This window comes from Enterobacter wuhouensis (assembly GCF_004331265.1).
Lineage (GTDB): Bacteria > Pseudomonadota > Gammaproteobacteria > Enterobacterales > Enterobacteriaceae > Enterobacter > Enterobacter wuhouensis.
On the sequence record NZ_SJOO01000021.1, the window covers coordinates 1 to 24,518 of the forward strand.

The 24,518-nt window shown below is 56.6% G+C and carries 27 protein-coding genes; 9 read left to right on the top strand and 18 right to left on the bottom strand.

Translation table 11 applies throughout. The features are described 5' to 3' along the window. The 6 genes from E0L20_RS23105 to yjdP all read left to right on the top strand — a co-directional run. On the top strand, positions 1-401 hold a 401-nt coding region (locus E0L20_RS23105; RefSeq protein WP_131635927.1), incomplete at its 5' end, for a DUF2345 domain-containing protein. A 3-nt stretch (positions 402-404) separates the two neighbouring features. Further along, complete coding sequence (locus E0L20_RS23110; protein ID WP_131635928.1) at positions 405-1,232, top strand: DUF4123 domain-containing protein; 828 nt, start codon at positions 405-407, stop codon at positions 1,230-1,232. A gap of 9 nt (positions 1,233-1,241) precedes the next feature. Further along, positions 1,242-1,754, top strand: coding sequence for a DUF3304 domain-containing protein (locus E0L20_RS23115; RefSeq protein ID WP_131635929.1), 513 nt, complete (start codon positions 1,242-1,244; stop codon positions 1,752-1,754). Beyond that, complete coding sequence (locus E0L20_RS23120; RefSeq protein ID WP_131635930.1) at positions 1,754-2,272, top strand: DUF3304 domain-containing protein; 519 nt, start codon at positions 1,754-1,756, stop codon at positions 2,270-2,272. The genes E0L20_RS23115 and E0L20_RS23120 overlap by 1 nt, the downstream gene beginning before the upstream one ends. After that, entirely contained in the window at positions 2,272-4,056 is a 1,785-nt protein-coding gene (locus E0L20_RS23125) for a DUF2235 domain-containing protein (RefSeq protein ID WP_131635931.1), read from the top strand. The genes E0L20_RS23120 and E0L20_RS23125 overlap by 1 nt, the downstream gene beginning before the upstream one ends. Before the next feature lie 95 nt (positions 4,057-4,151). Further along, positions 4,152-4,472, top strand: a complete 321-nt coding sequence (gene yjdP / locus E0L20_RS23130; protein WP_131635932.1) for a DDRRRQL repeat protein YjdP — start codon at positions 4,152-4,154, stop codon at positions 4,470-4,472. Between the two features lie 52 nt (positions 4,473-4,524). On the opposite strand, the gene phnP is transcribed toward yjdP, so the two are convergent. From phnP to E0L20_RS23210, 16 genes are all read right to left on the bottom strand, one after another. Then, the gene (gene phnP, locus E0L20_RS23135) at positions 4,525-5,283 is read right to left on the bottom strand and encodes a phosphonate metabolism protein PhnP (protein WP_131635933.1); all 759 of its coding nucleotides are present in this window, start codon (positions 5,281-5,283) and stop codon (positions 4,525-4,527) included. A 9-nt stretch (positions 5,284-5,292) separates the two neighbouring features. Further along, positions 5,293-5,727: an aminoalkylphosphonate N-acetyltransferase gene (phnO, locus tag E0L20_RS23140; protein ID WP_131635934.1), complete on the bottom strand. Its 435-nt coding sequence runs from the start codon at positions 5,725-5,727 to the stop codon at positions 5,293-5,295. Further along, a complete protein-coding gene (gene phnN / locus E0L20_RS23145) occupies positions 5,720-6,271 on the bottom strand; it encodes a ribose 1,5-bisphosphokinase (protein WP_131635935.1) in 552 nt (183 codons plus the stop codon). The genes phnO and phnN overlap by 8 nt, the downstream gene beginning before the upstream one ends. Further along, positions 6,268-7,404 carry an alpha-D-ribose 1-methylphosphonate 5-triphosphate diphosphatase gene (phnM, locus tag E0L20_RS23150; protein WP_131635936.1) on the bottom strand — a complete coding sequence of 379 codons (1,137 nt, stop codon included), beginning with the start codon at positions 7,402-7,404 and terminating at the stop codon, positions 6,268-6,270. Before phnM ends, phnN begins: the two co-directional genes overlap by 4 nt. After that, on the bottom strand, positions 7,401-8,081 hold the full coding sequence (phnL, locus tag E0L20_RS23155; protein WP_131635937.1) for a phosphonate C-P lyase system protein PhnL: 681 nt from the start codon (positions 8,079-8,081) through the stop codon (positions 7,401-7,403). The genes phnM and phnL overlap by 4 nt, the downstream gene beginning before the upstream one ends. A gap of 87 nt (positions 8,082-8,168) precedes the next feature. Then, positions 8,169-8,924, bottom strand: a complete 756-nt coding sequence (phnK, locus tag E0L20_RS23160; protein WP_131635938.1) for a phosphonate C-P lyase system protein PhnK — start codon at positions 8,922-8,924, stop codon at positions 8,169-8,171. Next, positions 8,921-9,766 carry an alpha-D-ribose 1-methylphosphonate 5-phosphate C-P-lyase PhnJ gene (locus tag E0L20_RS23165; protein ID WP_131635939.1) on the bottom strand — a complete coding sequence of 282 codons (846 nt, stop codon included), beginning with the start codon at positions 9,764-9,766 and terminating at the stop codon, positions 8,921-8,923. The genes phnK and E0L20_RS23165 overlap by 4 nt, the downstream gene beginning before the upstream one ends. After that, a complete protein-coding gene (locus tag E0L20_RS23170) occupies positions 9,759-10,823 on the bottom strand; it encodes a carbon-phosphorus lyase complex subunit (protein ID WP_131635940.1) in 1,065 nt (354 codons plus the stop codon). The genes E0L20_RS23165 and E0L20_RS23170 overlap by 8 nt, the downstream gene beginning before the upstream one ends. After that, entirely contained in the window at positions 10,823-11,407 is a 585-nt protein-coding gene (phnH, locus tag E0L20_RS23175; protein ID WP_032662532.1) for a phosphonate C-P lyase system protein PhnH, read from the bottom strand. Before phnH ends, E0L20_RS23170 begins: the two co-directional genes overlap by 1 nt. Further along, the gene (gene phnG, locus E0L20_RS23180; RefSeq protein ID WP_131635941.1) at positions 11,404-11,856 is read right to left on the bottom strand and encodes a phosphonate C-P lyase system protein PhnG; all 453 of its coding nucleotides are present in this window, start codon (positions 11,854-11,856) and stop codon (positions 11,404-11,406) included. Before phnG ends, phnH begins: the two co-directional genes overlap by 4 nt. Further along, on the bottom strand, positions 11,857-12,582 hold the full coding sequence (gene phnF / locus E0L20_RS23185) for a phosphonate metabolism transcriptional regulator PhnF (protein WP_131635942.1): 726 nt from the start codon (positions 12,580-12,582) through the stop codon (positions 11,857-11,859). Between the two features lie 20 nt (positions 12,583-12,602). Further along, complete coding sequence (phnE, locus tag E0L20_RS23190; protein ID WP_131635943.1) at positions 12,603-13,382, bottom strand: phosphonate ABC transporter, permease protein PhnE; 780 nt, start codon at positions 13,380-13,382, stop codon at positions 12,603-12,605. 115 nt (positions 13,383-13,497) lie between these two features. Next, positions 13,498-14,514, bottom strand: coding sequence for a phosphonate ABC transporter substrate-binding protein (gene phnD, locus E0L20_RS23195; RefSeq protein WP_131635944.1), 1,017 nt, complete (start codon positions 14,512-14,514; stop codon positions 13,498-13,500). Positions 14,515-14,537: 23 nt separating this feature from the next. Next, on the bottom strand, positions 14,538-15,326 hold the full coding sequence (phnC, locus tag E0L20_RS23200) for a phosphonate ABC transporter ATP-binding protein (protein ID WP_131635945.1): 789 nt from the start codon (positions 15,324-15,326) through the stop codon (positions 14,538-14,540). Positions 15,327-15,499: 173 nt separating this feature from the next. Then, positions 15,500-15,931 carry a VOC family metalloprotein YjdN gene (gene yjdN, locus E0L20_RS23205; protein WP_131635946.1) on the bottom strand — a complete coding sequence of 144 codons (432 nt, stop codon included), beginning with the start codon at positions 15,929-15,931 and terminating at the stop codon, positions 15,500-15,502. 80 nt (positions 15,932-16,011) lie between these two features. Then, positions 16,012-16,347, bottom strand: coding sequence for a zinc ribbon domain-containing protein YjdM (locus E0L20_RS23210; RefSeq protein ID WP_131635947.1), 336 nt, complete (start codon positions 16,345-16,347; stop codon positions 16,012-16,014). A 598-nt stretch (positions 16,348-16,945) separates the two neighbouring features. On the opposite strand from E0L20_RS23210, the gene crfC reads away from it, so the two are divergent. Both crfC and E0L20_RS23220 read left to right on the top strand, forming a co-directional pair. After that, the gene (gene crfC / locus E0L20_RS23215) at positions 16,946-19,300 is read left to right on the top strand and encodes a clamp-binding protein CrfC (RefSeq protein ID WP_131635948.1); all 2,355 of its coding nucleotides are present in this window, start codon (positions 16,946-16,948) and stop codon (positions 19,298-19,300) included. Beyond that, a complete protein-coding gene (locus E0L20_RS23220) occupies positions 19,297-20,172 on the top strand; it encodes a diguanylate cyclase regulator RdcB family protein (protein WP_131635949.1) in 876 nt (291 codons plus the stop codon). Before crfC ends, E0L20_RS23220 begins: the two co-directional genes overlap by 4 nt. A 43-nt stretch (positions 20,173-20,215) precedes the next feature. Here the strand turns inward: E0L20_RS23220 and kdgT are convergent, their stop codons facing one another. Further along, a complete protein-coding gene (kdgT, locus tag E0L20_RS23225) occupies positions 20,216-21,208 on the bottom strand; it encodes a 2-keto-3-deoxygluconate transporter (protein ID WP_131635950.1) in 993 nt (330 codons plus the stop codon). A 649-nt stretch (positions 21,209-21,857) separates the two neighbouring features. On the opposite strand from kdgT, the gene proP reads away from it, so the two are divergent. After that, positions 21,858-23,360 carry a glycine betaine/L-proline transporter ProP gene (gene proP, locus E0L20_RS23230; RefSeq protein ID WP_131635951.1) on the top strand — a complete coding sequence of 501 codons (1,503 nt, stop codon included), beginning with the start codon at positions 21,858-21,860 and terminating at the stop codon, positions 23,358-23,360. A gap of 32 nt (positions 23,361-23,392) precedes the next feature. Here the strand turns inward: proP and E0L20_RS23235 are convergent, their stop codons facing one another. After that, positions 23,393-24,346 carry a nickel/cobalt transporter gene (locus E0L20_RS23235; protein ID WP_131635952.1) on the bottom strand — a complete coding sequence of 318 codons (954 nt, stop codon included), beginning with the start codon at positions 24,344-24,346 and terminating at the stop codon, positions 23,393-23,395. Positions 24,347-24,518: the final 172 nt, after the last annotated feature.

The following is a 24,518-nucleotide window of genomic DNA, read 5'->3' on the forward strand; positions in this document are numbered from 1 at the left end:
ACGCAGGAGAAAAGCTCGGGCTGTTTGCGCGGACCGGCCAGCTGAGCCTGAAGGCCAGCGAGGGCCCGGTGGAGGTGCAGGCGCAGAACGGCAATATGAGGCTGTTTGCGGAGAAGAAGCTGACGATAAGCTCGGCGAGCGACATCTCGTTTGCGGGGAAAAAGCGCATCACGCTTATCGGCGGGGGGAGCTACCTGCGGCTGGAGGCGGGAAAAGTCGAGTACGGCACGACGGCGACGTATATGCGCCGGACTAAGAGGACCATGAAAGCCGGACCAGCCACAATGCCGTTAAACATTCCGCTTCTTCCGGGTCAATATCCACCGCTTAATAGCACAATATGCATTGAGTGTCTCCTCAATGCCATCAAAGCTAACGGCGCTATGGTTCAGGGAGCGTAGTCAATGGATGTCGCAAATATGATGCAGGCGCTATCTGAATCCACTCACACTCATATCTTTCTGATGCTGGAAGGCGGTGCGCAAACACCGGAAGCTTTTCAGGCTTTTTATAACGAACATGTATCGGCTCTGTATTCGCTGTATCTCCATCCGCAGCTTGCTGAGTTCAGAAACTATGGTCCCTGGCTGCTCGCATTAAAAAATACGGAGACGCTACAGCATTATATTGATTCCATGCCGGGTTTAACCGCTGTTATCGGCTCTTCACGCACAGGAGAGGCATTAGCCGTTCAGCTTTCTGCGGCATGCACACTTATTTCGCCCGATGGAGCAGCGGCTTTAGTGCGTTTTTATACGCGGGATGTGATGAGTTTGCTGGCAAGCCATAACGACCGGGAATGGCACAGTATGTTATTCAGAGGTGTTTCACAGTGGTGGGCACCTGAAAAAAATGGATGGCATCCTGTAAATATTCCACCTTCACTGGTGATAAATGCGAGAGACAGCGCCATACGGCTGAATAAAGAAGAATGGCAATACATCTCGGATGAACCGGTTGTCACCAGCGTATTAACCGCCTGGCAAAAATTGCCCTCCAGCCAGCATTTTGCTCCGTGTGTACAAAGAGATATGGTCAAAAAAGCGCTGAACAAAGCCTGCGAGGCGAAAATGAAAGCGGGCACAGAGCAAAAGCTGTATGCCCTTTTTTATCTCAATGGTGGTAAAAAAATTCTGGCGTCAGAGAATATGCAATCTGCATTGGAAAATGTGGCTCAGGGGAAAGTCTCGCTGGAGCAAGCCATAAGAAATAACGTTCAACATCAGGGATGAAAATGCATCATGGGATTTTTCAGCGTGTATAAAAAAATAGATGGTGCGGTTAACCGGGGTTATGCCCGCTGGGGGAAATGGATTTGGGGTGCACTGATACTGCCGGTGGTGGTTTATCTTGGCTGGTCGGTGTGGGCTGCGGTCTGGGGACCACCGTCAGGGCCGGTAACGCTGATTATTCACAGTGAAATTGACAGACCTATCCTGGGGTTTAGCGTAAATGGCGTGGCGGGGGCGAATGCCTTTGCGCATGGCGGGGGTAAAGCCACCTGCTGCGGCAGTATTAGCGGTGATACTGCCGAGATAATATGGACTCTAAGTACGACGCGAGATCAATACAACGCCGGACTTCGTAAAGAAACTCGTCGCACAGAAATGCCTATGCCAGTACGGAAGCAGGGCGAAAATGATTTACACGTTCATTTTCTGCCGGGCGATAAAGTCCTGTTGGGATGGAGTGATAACGCATGGTCGCCTTATGAAACGCATCAGGAGAATGCTAATAACAGGGAAACAAAATAATGGGATGGTTCGGTAAATATCAAAAAATAGACAGCGCCGTGAGTCGCGGTTATGCCCGCTGGGGAAAGTGGCTCTGGGGAGCACTGATACTGCCGGTGGTGATTTATCTTGGCTGGTCGGTATGGGCTGCGGTCTGGGGACCGCCGTCAGGGCCGGTGACGCTGATTATTCACAGTGAAATTGACAGGCCCATTCTGGGGTTTAGCGTGAATGGCGTGGCGGGGGCGAATGCCTTTGCGCAAGGGGGAGGAGGGGCAACCTGCTGTGGGAATATTAGCGGGGATAAGGCTGAAATAATCTGGACGCTGGATATTACTCATGAACAATATCTTAAAGGTATGCGTCTCGAAACTCGTCGCACAGAAATGCCTATGCCAGTACGGAAGCAGGGCGAAAATGATTTACACGTTCATTTTCTCCCGGGCGATAAAGTCCTTTTGGGATGGAGTGATAACGCATGGTCGCCTTATGAAAAACGGCCAGAAGCGGCACACTTAAATACAATGGACAATAACTAATGGATATAGAAAGCCTCATTTCTGCAGCAAACCGGGCACAGCAGGCTGAAGATTACGGCATACACAATTGTTCACGCATCTGGCATGTGGGTTTCTTTTTCGATGGTATTCACAGGAATATTGAACAGGATGCGCCAGAGCAACGACTCAGTAATATTGCTCGTCTGTTCAGAGCTTTTCCTGATGAGCTACAAAATTCGAGTAAAGACTGTTTTTCAAAATTCTACATATCAGGCCTTGGCACACCCTTTAGCGACGATCTTTCTACCAAACTCACTGCATTAATAGATGGTACCAGAAGTAATGTGCAGGATGATCTCAAATCTCAGCCCGCTGAAATGGCGAAGGAAGCAGGCGGAGAATTATTGAAAGGTGGAAACTGGTATGAGATCCTGAAAAATGAAGGTGCAAAGCTGCTTAAACCCGCAGAGTGGAGAAAGCTGGGGAAAAATATAGCCACGAATGCACTTAAAAAAGCCAGCATCGAAGCTACCCCCTGGATTCGTGATAACCCTGCTGTCGCAGATATGCTGGTAACAGGCGTTGATACACGTATCGCCTCGGCGAAAATGCGCTTTGAGCGATTTTATGAGAGGGCAAAATCAGCCAGCCCGGTCCCCGTCAAACTCATTTCTGTCTCCCTTTTCGGTTTTGACCTCGGCGCTACCCTGGCACGTAAATTCCTGGACAGTCTGCTGAAAGATATCTGTAAGAAAGAGGGGGATAAATACACCTACCAGGGCATACCCGTCGATATCGTCTTTACCGGCCTGTTTGACTGCTCGCGACGCACGTCGGCCAGCAACAACAACGGCGTGGATTACTTTATCTCTGCGTTTGGCGGGCCGATAAAAGGGATTAGCGTGTTGCTGGGAGACAAGTCCATCGACCAGGATACCCCCTTGCCTGAGTCGGTAAAGAAAAGCCTGCATCTGGTTGCCGCCCATGAAACCCGCGTCTGGCGCTGCCTGTACCGCACCGGCAATAACCCGGCGCACAAGGAAGAACTCTATCCCGGATGCGCGGAGGATATCGGCGGGGGCCTGAAACCGGATGAACAGAAGCCCAGTGCGGAGCTTTGTCGCGTGGCGCTCCACAGGATGTACCGTGAGGCGACCATGGCGGGCGTGCCTTTCCCTGATTTCCTAAGTCTGAAATCTTACTCCGAAACCGTAGCCAGCTATTTCATCGTCCAGGACAACGTTAAAAACCAGTCCGTCCTGGAGTGGGCAGAGGCGTACCAGAGCGCGCTGCCCTTTACTTCATTAAGCACCGCATGCCAGAACCGTCATCTGGACAGCTATATCGACTGGCTGGGTCGCCAGTACTATCAGTACCGAACGGAATGCATGAGATATGAAAAACAGCGCGGCGATGTGCTGGCCTCTGCTGGCGCATCTGCGGGATTTGCAGGCATCACGCAGGAGGCGAAAGAGACCGCCGGGCAGTATGCAAATGAACTGGCCGTATTGCAGCAAAACTGGGGCTGGCTTGATGACGTGAAGGATGCCGCCATCAGGATGCGAAACAGTATGGAACAGGACCCCATGGACAAACGCAGGGATATCGTTCCGAGCGTATATGGACCCGCGCTGCGGCGTGCGAAGCGTTTTCTGGAATACTTCCACGCGGCAAACCTCGGTAAACCCCGGCCATTACCCCTGGATACCGCACCGCCAGAAATGTACGCATGGTTTGTACACGACCTGCAGACGGTGGACAAAGGAGCGGGTATCTCACAGGACTTTTTTGCGATCCGCTCAATGGAAATGCCTGAAGCCTGATGAGGGTTGTTCACAACAGAATTTGAGATTCCTCCGCTACCTCTCCTGCCACCCGTTCATTACCGTAAAGCCAGTCAACCTGCGAGACTGGCTTTATGAAACGTTACTCTACCGTTCTGTTATTTGGTCTGCTGTCACTCACCAGCCAGCTGGCTCATGCCGATATTGTTGATGATGCTATTGGCAACATTCAGCAGGCGATCAACGACGCCTATAACCCCAGCAGCAGCCGTAATGATGATGACGATCGTTACGATCGCAGCCGCCAGATCGACAGCCGTCAGTACGACGATCGTCGTCGACAGCTTGAGGACAGACGCCAGCGATTAGACGAGCGTCAGCGCCAATTGGATGACGATAGGCGTCGGTTAGAAGAGGATGAGCGCCGGTTAGAAGACGATTACGATCGAGGTTAAGTGTGGCCTGTTGCCCTCACCCCAACCCTCTCCCACGGGAGAGGGAAAAAACCTAATCCAGCACTAATACCATCCCGTCATAACCCGCCTCAATCCCCTGCGGCAGCGGGTTATTCATCATCCACACGTCAAACTGATGGCTGACGTGCGTCAGGATAACCTGCGGGCAGCCAATGACATCGTTCAGCGCAATCACGGTATTTAGGTCGCAATGGTTTCGCGGCGTCTCATCGCGCGGTTCGTGGCTGCAGTCGATAATCATCGCCTGCGGCTGGTTATTGAGCAGGAACTTCACTGTTTTCTCCGGCAGCCCGGCGGTATCGGAAAGCCACGCCACGCGGCTATGGGCCGATTCCAGCAGATACCCGAAGGTCAGTTTCGAATGGTTGAGGGGCAGCGGCGTGACCCGCAGCCCCTGAAGCTCAAACATCACAAACGGTTCGACCGTGTGGCTGAAATCCAGAATCCCCGGGTGCTTAAACAGGTCGTCGCATCCCGCTTCGTCCGGCGGACCGTAAACCGGAATCGTCGCGCCCACGCCCCAGCGCAGGGGGAACAGCCCCTGAACGTGATCCATATGATAGTGCGTGAGCAAAAACTGCTGGAAGCTGCCCGCCGGCCAGTCGTCCATCAGGTGCGGAATGCCCGCGTCCAGCAGCGTTACCGCGTCGTTGAATTTGACCACCGCGCTGCAGGGGCGACGGCGAAAGCTGTCCTGCAGGCGCGCCCGTCGGCAGGCCGCGCAGTCGCAGCCAAAGACCGGCACCAGCTGTGCCCCTCCCGTTCCCGTTAACGTGATTGTCAGACTCATAACGCACCTCTACAGCGGTTTGGTGAATCGAAAATGGCTCTGCGTGTATCCTTCACGAACGTAAAAACGGTGCGCGTCGGCGCGCTTCACGCTGGTGGAAAGTTCAGTGAGTTCAGCGCCAGCCTGCCGCGCAACGTCCTCTGCCCAGGCCAGCAGCTGGCTCCCCACCTTTAGCCCACGCGCCTGCGGCATCACCACCAGCTCCTGGATCTCGCCGATCCAGCGGGCATGATGCAGGTGAAACTGCATGTGCAGACCGATCATGCCGATGACCTGTCCGTCAAGCTCGGCGAGCTGGTAGCGCATGTTGTGGTCCTGCAGGTTGGCAAGATAGCCCGCATGAAACGCCTGATGATCGAATTCACACTGCTTAAGCTCGCAGATGAGGGCGTAAACCATCTGGGCATCGTCGGCGGTGGCGGGGCGAAGCTGGCAGTCAGGCATGCTGTTTCTCCTTTTGGCGGATCAGCGTTAAAAAGGTCTCGACTGACTGTAGCAAACTTCCGTCGTTATTGAGGACGTGACAGCCCGACGGGGTGTAGCGCGCCGCACGCTCCAGGCGCTGGTCTATCTCAAGAGCCGATTCGCGCCCGCGGCTTTGCAGGCGGCTGCGCAGAACATCCGGCGACACCTCTAAACAGACCGGCAGCAGCGCCGCTTCATACCGGGCTTTTGCCTGCGGCAGATGCGCGCGCGAGCCGTTGACCAGCACGTCAAAACCCGCGTGCAGCCAGAGGTCGATTTCAATGCCCACGCCATAGTAAAAGCCGTTGGCGTGCCAGCTCAGCGCCAGCAGGTTTTGCCCGGCGCGGGTAAAAAACTCCTGCTCGCTCAGGGCGATATGGTTTTCGCTTCCCGCATTAGCCGCGCGGGTGATGTACCTGTGCGCGACCAACAGCCGCGCGTGTTCCTGCTGCCGCAGCGCCGACAGCAGGCTGTCTTTCCCGGAGCCGGACGGCCCCATTAACCAGATGAGTCTTCCCATCAGAACACCCTTTTTCCCTGACGCCAGACGTGGTCGATATGAACGTGTTCGCCCTTGCGGTGGGCCAGCACCAGATCCGCGCGTTTACCTTCGGCGATTTCCCCGCGATCGTGAAGATTGAGCGCGGTGGCCGGGTTTTTCGTCACCAGGCGAATCGCCTGCGGCAGCGTGAAGCTGTTGCCTTCGTCGTCCGCCACCCGGAACGCCGCATCCAGCAGGCTGGCGGGGTAGTAGTCGGACGAGAGAATATCCAGCAGGCCGAGCGAGGCGAGCCTGCTTGCCGCCACGTTGCCGGAGTGCGAGCCGCCGCGCACGATGTTCGGCGCGCCCATCAGCACGTTCATGCCGTGCCTGCGGGAGGCTTCCGCTGCTTCAAACGTGGTGGGAAATTCGGCGATCACGCTGCCAAGCAGGTGCGATTCGCGCACGTGATCGTGCGTGGCGTCGTCATGGCTGGCCAGCGCGATGTTGCGGTCCCGGCACATCGCGGCAATGGAGAGACGGTTCGGCTGCGACCACTGTGCCGCCAGTGCCAGCTGCTCTTCTTCGTAACGGGCCATCTCCGCATCGTTGAGAGAATATTTGCCCTGATAGTATTCGCGATACTTTTCCATGTTGGCGAACTGGCGCTGCCCCGGCGAGTGGTCCATCAGGGAGACCAGCGAGACCGGCTCGCGCCCGACCAGTTTTTCAAACAGCGGCAGGGTAGTGTGGTGAGGCAGCTCGCAGCGCAGGTGCAGACGGTGCTCGGCGCGGTTGAGGCCGCGCTTTTGCGTATCTTCTACCGCATTGATCATCTTCTCCAGATTCTCCAGGCGGTCGCCGCCGTCGCGCACGTCGCCAATCGCCACCGCGTCCAGCACGGTGGTGATGCCGCTGGCGACCATCAGCGCGTCGTGGCTGCTCATCGCCGAATGGGCGGGCCAGTCCACCTTCGGACGCGGGGTGAAAAATTTGTCCAGATTGTCGGTATGCAGCTCAATCAGCCCTGGCAGCAGCCAGCCGCCTTCGCCGTCCATCGCCTCCGGTGAGCGGCTCTGGGTTTCGGCAAAGGCGCGAATAACGCCTTCATGGACTTCAACCGAGCCGTCGACGACCTCGTTTTCCAGCACCAGCCTGACGTTATTGATAATCATGCGTTGTTCCCCATTGGGTGCAGTCTGTCTGCGACGCGGCTGCGAACGGTTTCGTCGTGGAAGATCCCGACGATCGCCGCCCCGCGCGCTTTGGCCTGTTCGATCAGCGCCACCACGGCGGCGCTGTTTTTATCGTCGAGCGAGGCGGTGGGTTCATCCAGCAGCAGAATCGGGTAGTCGACGATAAACCCGCGGGCGATATTGACGCGCTGCTGCTCGCCGCCGGAAAAGGTCGACGGGGCGAGGTGCCACAGGCGCTCGGGCACGTTGAGGCGCGTCAGCAGGCTAGCGGCTTTGGCGGCGCAGGCTTCGCGCGGCACGCCGAGATCCAGCAGCGGCTGCATCACCACGTCCAGGGCGGAGATCCGCGGGATCACCCGCAGAAACTGGCTCACCCAGCCGATCGTCGTGCGGCGCACTTCCAGCACTTTACGCGCGGGGGCCTGCACCAGATCGATCCACTCATCGTTGTGGCGAATGCGGATATGGCCTTCGTCCGGGAGGTAGTTGGCGTACAGGGAGCGCAGCAGGGTGGATTTTCCGCTGCCGGAGTGGCCGTGCAGCACCACGCATTCGCCGCTCTTGACCTCTAACGAGGCGTTTTGCAGCACCGGCAGGCGCACGCCGTTTTGCTGGTGGAGCACGAAGGTTTTACTTACGTTTTGTACGTGGATCATGTTGGCCTCGCGATTCGTTTTGCCGGGTGGCGGCTTCGCCTTACCCGGCCTACAAGGTACTGCGTTCGTTTTGCCGGGGTGGCGCCCTCAGTTCTGCAACACGGACGACACCAGCAGCTGGGTGTACGGATGATGCGGATCGTCGAGCACCCGGTCGGTGAGCCCACTTTCCACCACCTGGCCTTGCTTCATCACCAGCAGACGGTCCGCCAGCAGGCGCGCAACGCCTAAATCGTGGGTGACAATTACCACCGCAAGGTTCAGCTCAACCACCAGGCCGCGCAGCAGGTCGAGCAGGCGCGCCTGCACGGAGACGTCCAGCCCGCCGGTGGGTTCGTCCATAAACACCAGCTTCGGATGGGTGACCAGGTTGCGGGCAATCTGCAGGCGCTGCTGCATCCCACCGGAGAAGGTTGTCGGCAGGTCATCGATGCGCGAGGCGGGGATTTCCACCTCTTCCAGCCAGTGCCGGGCGGTGGCGCGGATGTTGCCGTAGTGGCGCGCGCCGGTGGCCATCAGGCGTTCGCCGATGTTGCCCCCGGCGGAGACCTGACGGCGCAGGCCGTCCATCGGGTGCTGATGCACCACGCCCCACTCGGTGCGCAGCAGGCGGCGGCGCTCGGCCTCGCTCATTCCGTACAGAGATTTGCCTTCATACAAAATGTCGCCGTGTTGCGGCGTCAGGCGCGCGGAGATGGACTTCAGCAGGGTGGTTTTGCCGGAGCCGGACTCGCCGACGATCCCCAGCACCTCGCCCGGCCACAGCTCGAACGACACGTCGCTAAAGCCTTTGCCCGGCGCATAAAGGTGGGTCAGGTGATTAACCGAAAGCAGCGGTTTCATTGGCCGTTCGCCTCGCTCTGTTGGCGGCAGTAATCGGTGTCGGAGCAGACAAACATCCGTTTGCCCGTGTCGTCCAGCACCACTTCGTCCAGATAGCTGTGTTGGGATCCGCAGATGGCGCACGGCTCGTCCCACTCCTGCACCGTAAACGGGTGATCGTCGAAATCGAGACTTTCCACGCGGGTGTAAGGCGGGACGGCGTAGATGCGTTTCTCGCGCCCGGCGCCGAACAGCTGCAGGGCGGGCATCATGTCCATCTTCGGGTTATCGAATTTCGGGATCGGCGACGGGTCCATGACGTAACGCCCGTTGACCTTCACCGGGTAGGCGTAGGTGGTGGCGATATGGCCGAAGCGGGCGATATCCTCATACAGCTTCACCTGCATCACCCCGTACTCTTCCAGCGCGTGCATGGTGCGGGTTTCCGTTTCGCGTGGCTCGATAAAGCGCAGCGGCTCCGGGATCGGCACCTGGAAAATCAAAATCTGATCTTCAGCCAGCGGGGTTTCGGGGATGCGGTGACGGGTCTGGATCAGCGTCGCGTCTTCGGTTTTTTCGGTGGTGGTGACGCCGGTGACGCGCTGGAAGAAGCTGCGGATCGACACGGCGTTGGTGGTGTCGTCTGCGCCCTGGTCGATGACCTTCAGCACGTCCGCCTCGCCGATCACGCTGGCGGTGATCTGAATACCGCCCGTGCCCCAGCCGTAGGGCATCGGCATTTCGCGGCCGCCGAACGGCACCTGATAGCCCGGAATAGCCACCGCTTTAAGTATCGCGCGGCGGATCATGCGTTTGGTTTGCTCATCCAGATAGGCAAAGTTGTAGCCGCTTAATTTAGCCATTGGCGCGCTCCCGTTGCAGGCGTTTCAGCAGTTCCAGTTCGGCCTGGAAATCGACGTAGTGCGGCAGCTTGAGGTGCGAGACAAAGCCGGCGGCCTCAACGTTATCCGCGTGGGCCAGCACGAACTCTTCGTCCTGCGCCGGGCCTGCAACGTGCTCGCCGTAGTCCGGTGCCTGCAGGGCGCGGTCGACCAGCGCCATTGCCATGGCCTTGCGCTCGCCGAGGCCGAACACCAGCCCGTAGCCGCGGGTAAAGTGCGGGTCTTCATTTTCGGGCGCGACAAATCCGTTCACCATTTCGCACTCGGTCATCAGCAGTTCGCCGACGTTTACGGCAAAACCCAGCTCTTCCGGCACGATTTCGACGTCGATGTAGCCGCTGCGAATGTCGGCTGCAAACGGGTGGTTGCGCCCGTAGCCGCGCTGGGTGGAGTACGCCAGCGCCAGCAGGTAGCCTTCGTCGCCGCGCATCAGCTGCTGCAGGCGGGACGAACGCGAGCACGGGTAAACCGGCGGCCTGCGGGTGATGTCATCCGGCTGCGCGCCAGAATCTTCCTCCGCCTTCGCCAGGCCCTGTCTTGCCAGCAGGCTGAAGACGTGCGGAGACGCTTCCTGTTCGGCGTCGGAGGTGCTGAGCTGCGGCGCGTCGCCGTTCGCCAGCAGGGTAAAATCCAGCAGGCGATGGGTGTAGTCGTAGGTCGGGCCAAGCAGTTGGCCGCCGGGAATGTCTTTATAAACGGCAGAAATGCGGCGCTCCAGGCGCATCTGTGCCGTGTTCAGCGGCTCGCTCACCGCCAGTTTGGCAAGCGTGGTGCGGTAGGCGCGCAGCAGGAAGATGGCTTCGACGTTATCGCCGCTGGCCTGCTTCAGGGCCAGCGCCGCCAGCTCGCGGTCGGCGATACCGCCCTCGGTCATCACGCGGTCGACGGCGAGGTTTAGCTGCTGCTCGATCTGGGCGACGCTCAGCTCGGGAAGCTGTTCATCGCCCCGTCGTCTGTGCGCCTGTAGCGCATGGGCGGCGGCGATGGCCTTCTCGCCCCCTTTGACGGCAACGTACATCAGCACACCTCCACGTGGGTGGTCCGCGGGATTGCCAGCAGGCGTTCGCCGCAGGTCAGGATCAGGTCAATGCCCAGCGGGAACGGGTGCGGGCGTTCGGTCAGCTCGTGAATGATGCACTCCGGCAGCTGCGGCGCGACCATGCGCTCGTCGGCGATGCCTGCTCCGGTGAGGCGCAGCATGCGGCCGCCGCTCAGGCTGGAAACCTGCAGGATCAGCGTGGCGCTGGTCTCCGGGGCGACGGCGCTGCCTTCGCTCAGGGCGTTGAGCTGTTCATGGCTGATTTGCTCGTCGGCCACGGCAAAAACCGCCTGCTGGGGCTGATCGACCAGCGGGGCGCTGGTGTGAAAACGCAGGTTCTGGCTGGCGATATCGTTCGACAGCGCGCCTGAAAGCCACACCGGGGTGTCGTTGTCGGCAAGGGTCAGCAGCACGCTGGTGGTCGCCAGGTTCAGCGGCAGCCAGCCCTGGGAGAGCTGGTGCAGCGAGACGATCACGCCCGGCTCGCTCATCGCTTTCAGCAGGCGGCGAAAACTGTGTTGGGCATCCTGGACGGCCAGGGTAAAAGCAGGTTGAAGCGTCATGCGTTGTCTCCGCGAACGAGCGTAAAGAAGTCGACCCGGCTGGCGTTCACTTCGGCCTGACGTGCGGCAATGCGCGCGGCGCGGTCGGCTTCCAGCGGGGCAATAAGGGTTTCCATTAACGTCTGGAAATAGGGTTGTTCCTGTAAAAGCGCGTCGATCACCGCGCAGCGCTCGGCGTGCGCTTTGTCGCGCCCCAGCACGTAGCTGTAGCCCAGCGTGCCGCTGTTCAGACGGATCGCCGCGCGGGTGAGGGTGGCGTCTCCGGCGAAGAAGCGCTCGCCGGTGCCGCCCATGCGCGCCTGGATCTGAACGAGGCCGATCTCCGGGGGGCGGAGGGTGTCGTAATCGGGTGCCAGACTCAGGGCGCTCATGCGGGCAGAGAGCGCGGCAGGCTGGCTGTGGGCCAGCACGCACATCCAGCGCTGTCGGGTGGAGGTGTCGAAGTGCATTCAGTGCTCCATGGTGAATTCGATCATGTCGGCGCGGGTCAGGCTGACGGAGTATTCCGTCGCGTTGATCTCGCCGTCACGGTGGTTGAGGGTGCGTACGCAGAGCAGCGGGGCCATGTTGGGGATTTCGAGCACCTTGCTCTCTTTCGCCTGCGCGCGACGGGCGCTGATGCGCGTCTGGGTGCGCTTGAGGGCAATGCCTGTCGCATCCTGAAGAAAGTCGTGCAGCGAGCCGCTGCTAAAGTTTTGCAGCGCAGGCCAGAGGGCGAGGTCCGCGAAGTAGTGATCTATCTGGCACACCGCCACACCGTTAACGCGGCGCAGGGTGCGCAGGTGAATGACGTTATCGCCCTCCTGAATCCCCAGCGCGTCCGCCACGTGGCTGGAGGCCGGGCGCAATACCGAGAGCAGCTTTTCGCTGGTCGGGTGGCTGCCCTGATCCAGCAGGTTCTGGCTGAAGCGCGCCTGGGCGTTGAGCGGGTAGTCGAACGGGCGCATCAGCACCAGCACGCCCACGCCCTGACGGCGCTGGACCCAGCCGCGCTCGACCAGCTGGTCAATGGCGCGGCGCAGGGTATGTCGGTTCACCTCGTAGCGGTCGGCAAGCTGCTGTTCGGCGGGCAGGTAGTCCCCGCAGCGGTAGTGCGTGCGCAGCTCCACTTCGAGCTTTGCCGCAATCTCCTGCCAGCGGGTGGGATAACTGGTCGGATGTCTGGATAAGTGCATAGAAAACAAAGCCTCGCTTCTCAGATGAAGTGCTTACGCAAACGTTGAGAGAGGAAATCCAGCAGGCTGACGGTGACGATGATGAGCACCATCAGGGCGCAGGTCTGCTGGAACTGGAAACCGCGAATCGCTTCCCACAGGGTGACGCCAATTCCGCCTGCGCCCACCATGCCGACCACGGTGGCGGAGCGGACGTTGGACTCAAAGCGGTACAGGGAGTAGGAGATCAGCAGCGGCATTACCTGCGGCAGTACGCCGTAAAGGATCTCTTCGATTTTGTTGGCACCCGTCGCGCGAATGCCTTCCACCGGGCCGGGCTCGATGGCTTCGACCGCTTCGGAGAGCAGCTTGGAAAGCACGCCGGTGGTGTGGATGAACAGCGCCATCACGCCGGCAAACGGGCCCAGGCCGACGGCGACCACGAACAGCATGGCGAACACCATTTCATTGATGGCGCGACAGGCGTCCATCAGGCGACGCATCGGCTGATAAACCCACCACGGTACGATATTTTCGGCGCTCATCAGGCCAAATGGAATGGAGAGAACGACGGCAAGGGCGGTGCCCCAGACGGCGATTTGCAGGGTGATCGCCATTTCGCCGAGGTAGTCCTGCCACTGGCTGAAGTCCGGCGGGAAGAAGTCGGCGGCGAAGGTCGCCATGTTGCCAGCGTCTTTGAAGAGCAGCAGCGGATCCATTTCCGCGCCCTTCCAGGAGATAACCAGCACCGCTAGCAGGATGGCCCAGCTGATGAGCGAGAACCAGCTGCGCTTCGGCGGCGGGAGGGTGATGGTTTGCATGTTGGCTCCTTAATCTGTTCTCCCTCTCCCTGTGGGAGAGGGCCGGGGTGAGGGCATCAGCGTGCGCTTTTCCCCCTCACCCTAACCCTCTCCCTCAAGGGAGAGGGGACTTAAGTTACTGCACCGCTTTATTCACGCTGGTCATTGCACCGAGCGCGGCGGTCAGGCGGTCGAGATCGTCCAGCTGGGCCTGAATTTCAGAGACTTTGCTGGTCTTCTCTTCGTCCTTCAGCCCTTTGTTGTCCTTCACGCCCTGCATCTGCTTGAACAGCGCCAGCTGGCGAATCGGGACCAGCTGCAGGTCGCTGGAGGCGCGGAACGGTGCCCAGCCCAGACGCGCCAGGACCGCTTTCTCTTCCGGCGTTTTGCCATAGGTCATAAAGAAGTCGTATACCTTCTCCTTGGTGCTTTCAGACAGGTTTTTACGCCACACGATCGGGTCGCCCGGGATCAGAGGCGATTTCCAGATGACCTTGATTTCCTTCAGCTTGTCCGGCGCGGAGGTCTTCAGCTTGTCGAGGTTTTCGGTGTTGTTGGTGGCTACGTCCACCTGCCTGTTGGCGACGGCCAGCGCGTTGGTCTCGTGGCTGGCGTTCACCGTGCGTTTGAAATCGCTGGCGGAGGCGTTGTTTTTGGCGAAGACGTAATAGCCAGGGACGAGGAAGCCAGAGGTGGAATTCGGGTCACCGTTGCCAAACGTCAGATCTTTGCGTTTGGCGAGCAGGTCGTTGAGGTTGTTGATCGGGCTGTCTTTGTTGACGATCAGCACGCTCCAGTAGCCCGGGGAGCCGTCTGCGGCAACGGTCTGGGCAAAGACCTGGCCGTTCGCGCGGTCCACCGCTTCCATGGCGGAGAGGTTGCCGTACCAGGCGATGTCCACTTTGTTAAAGCGCATCCCCTGGATGATGCCCGCGTAGTCCGGCGCGAAGAAGGCGTTCACTTTGATCCCCAGTTTGGTTTCTATATCTTTCAGGAACGGTTCCCACTGGGGCTTCAGGTTCTGCTGTGATTCCGTCGAAATGATGCCAAAGTTCAGCGCTTTTTCCTGCTCCTCGGCGTGGGCCGGGCTAAGCAGAGTGCTGATGCTGAACATGCTGGTGAAGGCCAGCGCGGCAACCGTTTTATAGCTCATGTCCATTCCTCGTTATGGGGACGTTATGCAGCCTGGGCGCGCTCTTCGACGCGGTTTACGCTGCGGTAGAGATGGTCAAAACGTTCGTTATCAAACTGATGGCTCGCGCCGTCAAAGAACACGTGGCCCTGACGCAGGGCCACGATACGCTCGCAGTAGCGCAGGGCGTAATCCACCTGGTGCAGCGTCACCACCACGGTGATGCCGTCGTTCTGGTTAATGTCGCGCAGGGTTTCCATCACGATGCGGGCGGACTCCGGGTCCAGCGAGGCGATGGGTTCATCGGCAAGAATGATTTTTGCTTTCTGCATCAGCGCGCGGGCGATGGCGACGCGCTGCTGTTGTCCACCGGACAGGGTGGAGACGCGCTGGTGGGCGAAATGCGCCATGCCGACGCGGGTCAGCGCCCGTAAGGCTTCCTGCTTCTGGGAAGGGGAGAACCAGCGCAGGCAGGTGCGCCAGAACGGAGTGCTGCCGAGCGCACCAATCAGCACGTTCTCCAGCACCGTCAGGCGGTTCACCAGGTTGAACTGCTGGAAGATGTAGCCCGTCTGGGCGCGGCTCTTGCGGATATCGCTGGCGAGACGCCCCGCACGCTGCACGGTATTGCCCAGCAGTTCGACGTGGCTTTCCGGCGTTTTATCGCAGGTAATGAGGCCGCTTAAATGACGCAGGAGGGTGGATTTACCCGAGCCGGACGGCCCGAGCAGCGCCACCATGTCGCCCTGCTGGACGGTCAGATCAACGGCGTGCAGAGCCTTATTGTGGTGAAAGGTCTTGCTCAGTTTCTCGACGCGGATGACGGTTTGCATGTGCTGGGCCTCACGATAAATGTGGCCTCATGCTGGCGCATCAATATGACATTTGGGTTAAGTGCAGGTTGCGGGAGTTTGAAGAGTTGAGGGGAGTTTGATGACAATCACCGTAAGCCCGGTCAGCGCAGCGCCACCGGGCGCTGTTGCCGGATGCGCTGCGCTTATCCGGCCTACGATTTAACAACGTTAATCATCCACGGCACGCCGTATTTATCGGTGACCTTACCGAAGCCGTGCGCCCAGAAGGTCTCCTGCCAGGCCATTTCGATATTCCCGCCATCGGCAAGACTGTCGAACCAGCGCTTGCCTTCCGACACATCCTGCGTGTCGAGCACTAGCGTAAAGCCCGCGTACTGCACGCTGCTGCCCGGCGGCAGACCGTCACTCATCATGATGTCGCTGCCCGCGATGCGGACGTTAGAGTGGGCGATAGCGGAATCCGGGAAGTTCATGCCTGACGGACAGCCTTCTTCACTGTTTTCGTCTTTTGGCATTTCGCCGAAGGTGATTTTGTAGAGGAGTTCTGCGCCGACGGCCTGCTGATAGAAGGCCGTGGCCTCTGCGCAGTTACCGGCGAAAGAGATGTAGGGACTTAACGGCATAATCATTACCTCAGGTAAGAGAAGCCCATTAAGTTTAGTTATTGTAGGCCCGGTAAGCGAAGCGCCACCGGGCGGATAAATCAGTTCTTTTTCACGAACTCAGATTTCAGCTTCATTGGACCGAAGCCGTCAATTTTGCAGTCGATATTATGATCGCCTTCAACCAGGCGAATATTCTTCACTTTGGTGCCAATCTTCAGCATCGAAGAGCTGCCTTTGACTTTCAGATCCTTAACGACGGTGACGCTGTCGCCGTCGGCCAGCAGATTACCGTTCGCATCTTTCACAACCAGCGCATCGCTGTCCTGCGACGGCTCTGCGTCATTCCATTCGTGAGCACATTCCGGGCAGATGAACATGCCATTATCTTCATAGGTGTATTCAGAATTGCATTTCGGGCAGTGTGGGAGTTGCATAAGGGTATCCTCAAAAAAGTGCTTAACACGCTGGAAAGTGCCAGCAAAATGACGGCAGAGTGCCGAAAAAGGCGGCAAGTATAGCGCAAATCCACAATGTTGTCGGTGATATTGTTTAATAAAAAAGTGTTGAAAGTGTGTCGCGAGTGACACTTTCTGTCAGTCATTTAAGCGATGCTTGTTCCATTAACTCATCAGGAAGCAATGATGCTAAATATATCGAATATTTTATTGCATCAAATTGCTACGCTCCTTCATTTCGGATAAGGTTAAGCATCACGTTGTTATTATCTTCGGCCTTCACCGCAATACACCTCGTATGGCGGGGAGCGAATTACCTCCCTTTTTAGGTGGGTAAATAATGACGATATATCCTGAAATTTCCTAAAACTGGGCTACGCTTTTTATCTTTTTGGTTTTTGACCAGAAGAAGCGTTTTGCTTGCCATACAAGGATAGCAATATATTTCTGATTATCATCAATCAGTTATATTTTAGTGAACATGTTTTCCACACGTGATCATATAAGCCAAAACAACATAATAAAATCAGGTGGCTTAATAAAAGTAATAAATTTGCGTTAAGGAAAGTCTTTTATCATGCACACACAAACCATTTTTGAATTAAGCCAGGAAGCCGAGCGTTTGTTACAGCTCGCATTGCAGAATCTTGATACGTTGAAATCAATGCCAATTGCGATGCTGGATAGCGCCGCGACGGCCATTACGGGTCAAACAAACAACGTCTTGCCTTTGCACTTTAGCGCGCGCGGTGTCGAGGCACAGCAGGCGATGCTGAATAATGAATTACGCAAAATAACCCGCCTGGAGATGGTATTAGCAATTGTCGGCACGATGAAAGCGGGAAAATCGACCACGATTAATGCGATTGTGGGCACCGAAGTGCTGCCTAATCGCAATCGTCCTATGACGGCGCTTCCCACGTTGATTCGCCACACCCCGGGCCAGAAAGAGCCGGTGCTGCATTTCTCTCATGTCTCCCCAATTGATGGTTTGATTACGCAGTTACAGCAAAAGCTTTGCGATTACGACCGGGGAAAACTGGCCCAGCGTCTGGAAATTGATAAAGACATGATTACGCTGCTTGAGCGAATCGAAAAAGCGGAAGCCTTTGAAAAACATTATTTGGGCGCGCAGCCCATTTTCCACTGTTTGAAAAGCCTCAACGATCTGGTTCGACTGTCTCTTGCGCTGGGCGTCGATTTCCCGTTCGCCGAATATGCGTCGATCGAACACATCCCGGTCATAGAGGTGGAATTTGTCCACCTCGCGGGCCTGGACGCTCATCCGGGACAGTTAACGTTACTTGATACGCCGGGGCCAAACGAAGCCGGGCAGCCGCATCTGCAAAAAATGCTCAGCGAACAGCTGGCGCGAGCGTCGGCGGTGCTGGCAGTGATGGATTACACCCAGCTCAAGTCCATTTCCGATGAAGAGGTTCGGCAGGCGATTTCTGCGGCGGGTAAATCGGTGCCTCTCTATGCGCTGGTGAATAAGTTCGACCAGAAAGACCGCAACAGCGACGACGAAGAGCAGGTCAGGGCGATGATTTCCGGCACATTAATGAAGGGAAACATTTCCCCAGGCCAGATTTATCCCGTTTCGTCGATGTGGGCCTATCTGGCGAACCGCGCGCGCTACGAAATGTCCGCTAACGGTCGGTTACCGGATCACAAGGAGCAGCGCTGGGTGCAGGATTTTGCCGAAGCCGCGCTTGGGCGACGCTGGCGTACGGCGGATTTAGACGATATCGACCATATCCGTCACGCCGCCGACCTGCTGTGGGAGGATTCGCTGTTTGAGCAGCCGATCCGCAAGCTGATTTATGCGGCTTATGCCAACGCGTCTTTGTTTGCTCTGCGTTCGGCGTCGCATAAGTTACTTAACTATGCGCAAAACGCCCGGGAGTATCTCGATTTTCGTCATCAGGGACTGACGGTGGCGTTTGAGGCGCTGGAACTCAATATTGCCCGTCTCGAAGAGGATATGACCCTGCTGCAAACCCGCCAGCGCGTGGTCAGCGATGAAGTGAAGCATGAAGTCGAGCAGGCGCTTAGTGCGACAGATGATTTTATGGCTTTGCAGCGAAACGCGCTCCGCCAGGCGATTGGGCATATCTTTAGCAGGAAGAACATTCTGGATGTGGGCGGCCTTGAGCCACTGAGTTTACGCGGCGGTGAGCCAGATGAAATGCACCAGCTGGTGCTGGAGGATGAGGGGCAGGCCCAGATCGCGCTGAATAAAATCCGCTCGTCCTGCGAGCTGATCATGCTGGACGTGCAGAGCAAGATCGGTCGGGAGCTGGCGTTGCGTTTCGATCAGCTGGAATCGACGCTGGCCCGTTCGCTGAATGAGGCGATGCGGCCCATCGAAACGCGCATCAAAGAGCAGCTCAGCCATGCCGGTTTCCGGGCGCGGATTAGCTTTCCGTCATTTCAGACAAACCAGCTGAACATCAATACGCGAGGATTATTCAACGGTGCGATTGCGCAGGTTAACCGCCCTGCGGGACAGGTGTCCGGCGCGGGCAGCATGCGTGAAACGGTGTCGCGATGGCTGAATAATCCAGGCTGGGGCTGGGAAGATTATGTGGTGACGCGCACGCGATACGTCATTGATATTGCGCAGCTGCATGAGAAATTTAAACAGCATATCGATCAGTTTTGCGAACAAATTCGTAAAGCTTTGGCCGCGCAGGTCGATGTCTCTGTTACGGCGGGTATGGCAACGTTCTTTGCGGAATTTTCGTTGTGCCTGACCGGGTTACAGGAAAGCTTGCGTGATAGCCTCGCGGTGCGTCAGCAAAATGAGCATTCGACACGAGCGCTCAGCCAGCTGCTGAAGCAAAGCCTTACGACTGCGACGTGGATTCAGGAAGATACCCGACTGTTACGCGATGATATTCAAACTCTATTCGCGGCAGAGCAACCATGACAACACAGCTACTGGACGGTCCCGGGCGGACGCTGGAGTGTATTCATCCTAAATTTATGGTCGATCTGGTGCAGGGGGTGGACGCTGCGCGTCATTCCCACCTGGGGCAGCAGCAGCTGCAGTTTCGTGAGCGTTTGACTCAGGAGATCATGACGCACACCCGGCTTCGGCCCTGGGCAATGGCGGGAATGCTCAACGAAAATGCGGCCCTGCGTCTCGGGCTGGCAGAAAAGCTGGCCGGTATGCTTGACCCCGGACATCTTGCGCTCACCCGCATGGCGGACAAACTGATTGCGCTGCGCCAGCAATCGAGTCTGCGAGTTGCACAGCCACCGGGTCTGATGCAGCAGTACGACGAACTCTCATCTCATTTCAACCAACGCGCCGCCTATAAAGAAAAGGCACTTAGCCAGCGTGGGCTGACGGTGCAGGCAGGCGAGCATAGCGAACAGATTTTTACCCGCTGGCGAGCCGGAAACTACGACGGCTGGTCGCTGGCCGGTCGCTGCTATATTGCGCTGGAAGAGCTGCGCTGGGGGGCATTTGGAGATGCATGCCGTCTGGCGAATGACGACGTCGCGGCAATGCTGAAGGATAATCTACGCAGCATGGCGGCGAACTACCTTGCGCAGGGGATTAATGCTTCTCCTTCGACCCGACATTTTTATCATCAATGGCTGACGACGCCTGCGGCAATCGGATTAATGGATCATAAAGAGATGCTGGGGTGGTTGGGCGACTGGTGTCAGGCAGATAAACATCCGGTGAGCTGGTCGGTGACGCAGAACTGGCAGACTGTCGCACTAGGGATGCCGCGGCTCTGTTCGGCGAAACGCCTCGTGGATGGGATGGTGGAAGAGATTTTTGGTTGAACCCCTCTCCCCACAGGAGAGAGGGATGGTTTGGTGCGGTGCATTAATGATGAAGTTCTACCGCTTTCTGTTCTAATTTCTGCTCGGGTACAACTCCGTAGCGTTTCGCATACAGCGCCGTGATGATGGGGACCAGAATCGCGGTAACAATGACGCTGGCGGCAACCAGTGCTGTCGCAGAAGCGGCGACCGGTTCGAAGGCCGGGTTAATTTGGGCAATAATCACCGGGTTTGCGACAGCAGCGCCTGCGGCTGATGAGGCCGCCACGCCCGCGGTGCCGTTTCCTCCCCCAATCACACGGTCGGCAATAATCAGTGGAATGCCGGTGATGATGATGACCGCCACGCCCAGCACGATGCCCAGCAGACCGGTATCGAGGATCACGTTCAGATTGATGGTGTTACCCAGCGCGAAGCCGAAGAACGGAATCAGCACCGGCGTCGCTTTGCTGAAGAAATCACGCAGGTCGTGGTCCAGGTTACCCAGCGCAAAACCGATCAGGAATGGCAAGATCGCGCCGACAAAGTGATGCGGTTCAAAGGATGCCAGACCCGCAGAGCCCAGAATAAGCATCGTCATCAGCGGGCCGGATTCCAGCGACATCAGCACGAACGCGCCGGATTCTTCTTTGGTGCCGTACTGGTTCATCAGGCTGGCGTACAGACCGCCGTTGGTCATGTCCATTGCAGAGACGATTGCCAGAACGGATAACCCGGCGAAAAATCCGGTCTGAATGCCATTCTCCGGAATGAACGTTGCACAGATCATTGCCACTATCCATGCTACGGCAATTTTGGTAATCACTAACGTCCCGGATTTACGTAATACCGTACCCGTAGCGCGTAAATTAATAGATGCTCCGATACAGAAGAACCATACTGCCAGGATGGGTACGGTTCCAGCGATCATCCCTTTTGTAAAACCACCAAAATATGCGCCGGTGTTCGGTGCGAGTGTATTCAGGATCGCGCCCAGCACCAGCGGGACCAGCATCATCCCTCCAGGGATGCGTTCTATTGTGGCTTTAATTTTCATGTTTAACCCTCACATCGCGCTCCGCGTAACTGGCGGAGGGTGTTAAAAAATAAATCAATAAATTCAAATGATTAACTGAAATTGGTTACAGCTAATTCGTTATCCATGCAGCGAAATTAAATTTGTGCGTTCTACAATCTCCATCTGAAAGCACATCAGGATGTTGTATTCGGATTTATCATGCGATCATTGGAATTATGATTCAATGAAAATAAAACAGTGTTTTAGTTATCTCGATCACATATTTAATGTAAACAAAAGAATGGGCTCTGGATAATTAATGTTTATGTAAATCTGATGTGAAGAAATGTGACTGATTATTTGTTGCTCAGGGGATAATTACCTGCGTGAAAATATTCTTTAGAAGGGGGTTAAGGAAGTGCTCATTCACGATAATTGACACAGACTGACGTCAGTTGAACAACGATAAAGATATGTGTGAAGTTGATCACAAATATAAACGCTGGTAGGGTAAAAAGGTCATTAACTGCCCACACAGGCGTCAACAGGTTCGGTTGTATCGATGTAAAACGTCAATGTAAGTAAACCTGCTACGCTTGAATAAGGTGATTCGCATGGAGCGAATCCCAGGTTCACAGATCGCGAACGGGACTGTGAAATGGACAGGGCTGAGTCTACGAGGAAAGCTATGCTTAGAAGGAAAAAGGTTAAACCCATCACGCTTCGCGACGTCACTATTATCGATGACGCAAAACTGCGCAAAGCGATCACCGCCGCCTCGCTCGGTAATGCGATGGAATGGTTCGATTTTGGTGTCTACGGCTTTGTAGCCTACGCATTAGGTAAAGTGTTCTTCCCCGGTGCCGATCCCAGCCTGCAGATGATTGCGGCGCTAGGGACTTTCTCTGTTCCCTTCCTGATCCGCCCGTTGGGTGGCCTGTTCTTTGGTATGCTCGGTGACAAATACGGGCGCCAGAAAATACTCGCTATTACTATTGTTATTATGTCGATCAGTACATTCTGTATCGGCCTGATACCGTCCTATGCCACCATCGGCATTTGGGCTCCGATATTACTGTTGCTTTGTAAGATGGCTCAGGGCTTTTCCGTTGGCGGAGAATATACCGGTGCGTCGATCTTCGTAGCGGAGTACTCCCCTGACCGTAAGCGCGGCTTCATGGGAAGCTGGCTGGACTTCGGCTCCATTGCCGGGTTTGTGATGGGCGCGGGCGTTGTCGTTCTAATTTCAACCGTCGTCGGTGAAGAGAACTTCCTCGACTGGGGCTGGCGTATCCCGTTCTTTATCGCGCTTCCGCTGGGCATCATTGGCCTTTACCTGCGCCATGCGCTGGAAGAGACGCCTGCATTCCAGCAGCACGTTGAAAAGCTTGAGCAGGGCGATCGTGAAGGGCTGCAGGACGGCCCGAAAGTCTCCTTCAAAGAGATTGCGACTAAACACTGGCGCAGCCTGCTGACCTGTATCGGTCTGGTGATTTCCACCAACGTGACCTACTACATGCTGCTGACCTACATGCCGAGCTATCTGTCGCATAACCTGCACTACTCGGAAGATCACGGTGTACTGATCATTATCGCCATCATGGTGGGTATGCTGTTTGTGCAGCCGATTATGGGCCTGTTGAGCGACCGCTTCGGTCGTCGACCGTTCATCATCCTGGGCAGCGTGGCGCTGTTTGCACTGGCGATCCCGGCCTTTATTCTGATCAACAGTAATGTGCTGGGGCTGATTTTCGCCGGCCTGCTGATGCTGGCGGTGATCCTGAACTGCTTTATCGGGGTGATGGCGTCTACATTACCTGCGATGTTCCCGACGCACATTCGATACAGTGCTCTGGCGGCGGCGTTCAATATCTCCGTGCTGATTGCCGGCCTGACGCCGACCCTTGCCGCCTCTCTGGTGGAAAGTACGCAGAACCTGATGATGCCGGCTTACTATCTGATGGTTATTGCTGTTATTGGCCTGGCAACCGGCCTGACCATGAAGGAAACGGCGAACCGTCCTCTGAAAGGGGCGACGCCTGCGGCATCGGATATCCAGGAAGCGAAAGAGATCCTCCGCGAGCACTACGATAACGTAGAGCAGAAGATTGAGGATATTGACGCAGAGATAGAAGAGCTGCAGAAAAAACGCACTCGTCTGGTCGATCAACATCCACGGATTAACGAGTAACAAAAAACCCGCCTCTGGCGGGTTTTCTTTTATTAGCATCCGGCGGCGATGTAGTCACCGTTGGCGCTAATGGGGATCACCGTCAGGAACAGGACGGTTGCAAAAAGGATTAGCACAATCCCACCGGCAATTCTGAAGGCCGGAACCAGCCAGCTAAGGGAGGCGTCGCCATTAAAGTAAGACACCGTCCGCTCGCGTGCATAACGCACCGCCAATGATAAGCCCATAATAGAAAGAGCCGTACCTACCGACATAGTCATCACCGCCGCCATACCCCATGTGACAATACCCAGCGCATTCGAGAACATCAGAATCATAATTGCGCCGCTGCAGGGGCGCGCACCAATTGCCAGGATGATTCCCAGGCGGGTTTTCCAGTCGCCTCTGGTCAGGTCTGCCCCAACGCCATGATGCCCGCAGCCGCACTGCTCGTCATGCTGATGCAACGGAGAGAGTGAACGGATAGACATTCTTTTCGGCTTCAGGCCCTTCAGCGTCTGGTAAATGATAAACGCACCGAAGGTGCCAATCAGCACGGCACTGATTTTCTCTACATACCAGCGGCTGGTGCTGATATCCCCTGATGCGAGGTTCAGGCCAACGGCCAGAATAAAGACAAAGAGGATCGCGCTGACGCCCTGCATCAGGCTGCCAACAAAAGGCACGACGCGTGCGGCAACGTCACTCTCTTTATTCGTGCTGAGATAGGTGGTGACAATGAATTTTCCATGCCCCGGACCGATGGCGTGAAGTACGCCATAAAGGAAAGACCCGGTTAATAGCCATAGACCGCCGCTGTACTGATGGTTATTCAGCTGCAGCAGGTACATTACCAGATAGCGGTGCAAGGCGATCTGCGCGGCGAGGCACCACTGAATAAAGGCGCCCCAGTGTGCATGAAGCGTAAACCCGGCAAGGAGGATCGCCAGTACTAACAGTCCTGCTGTAGGAATGCGCCAGTCTCGGGTGAGACGTTGTGTGACCATGGGGGTAGCCTGCAGGGGAAAAATTTGCCGCTAGTATAGTTGATTTTACCCCTTTGTTCGCTGTCCTGGTCGGTGGATAGGGAGTGAATTGTGGATAAGTCTGTGCGTAAAAGGGTATAAGGCGGGGTTTTGCTGGGGAATACAGCAGTCAGTCATTTTTTTGCAACTTTTA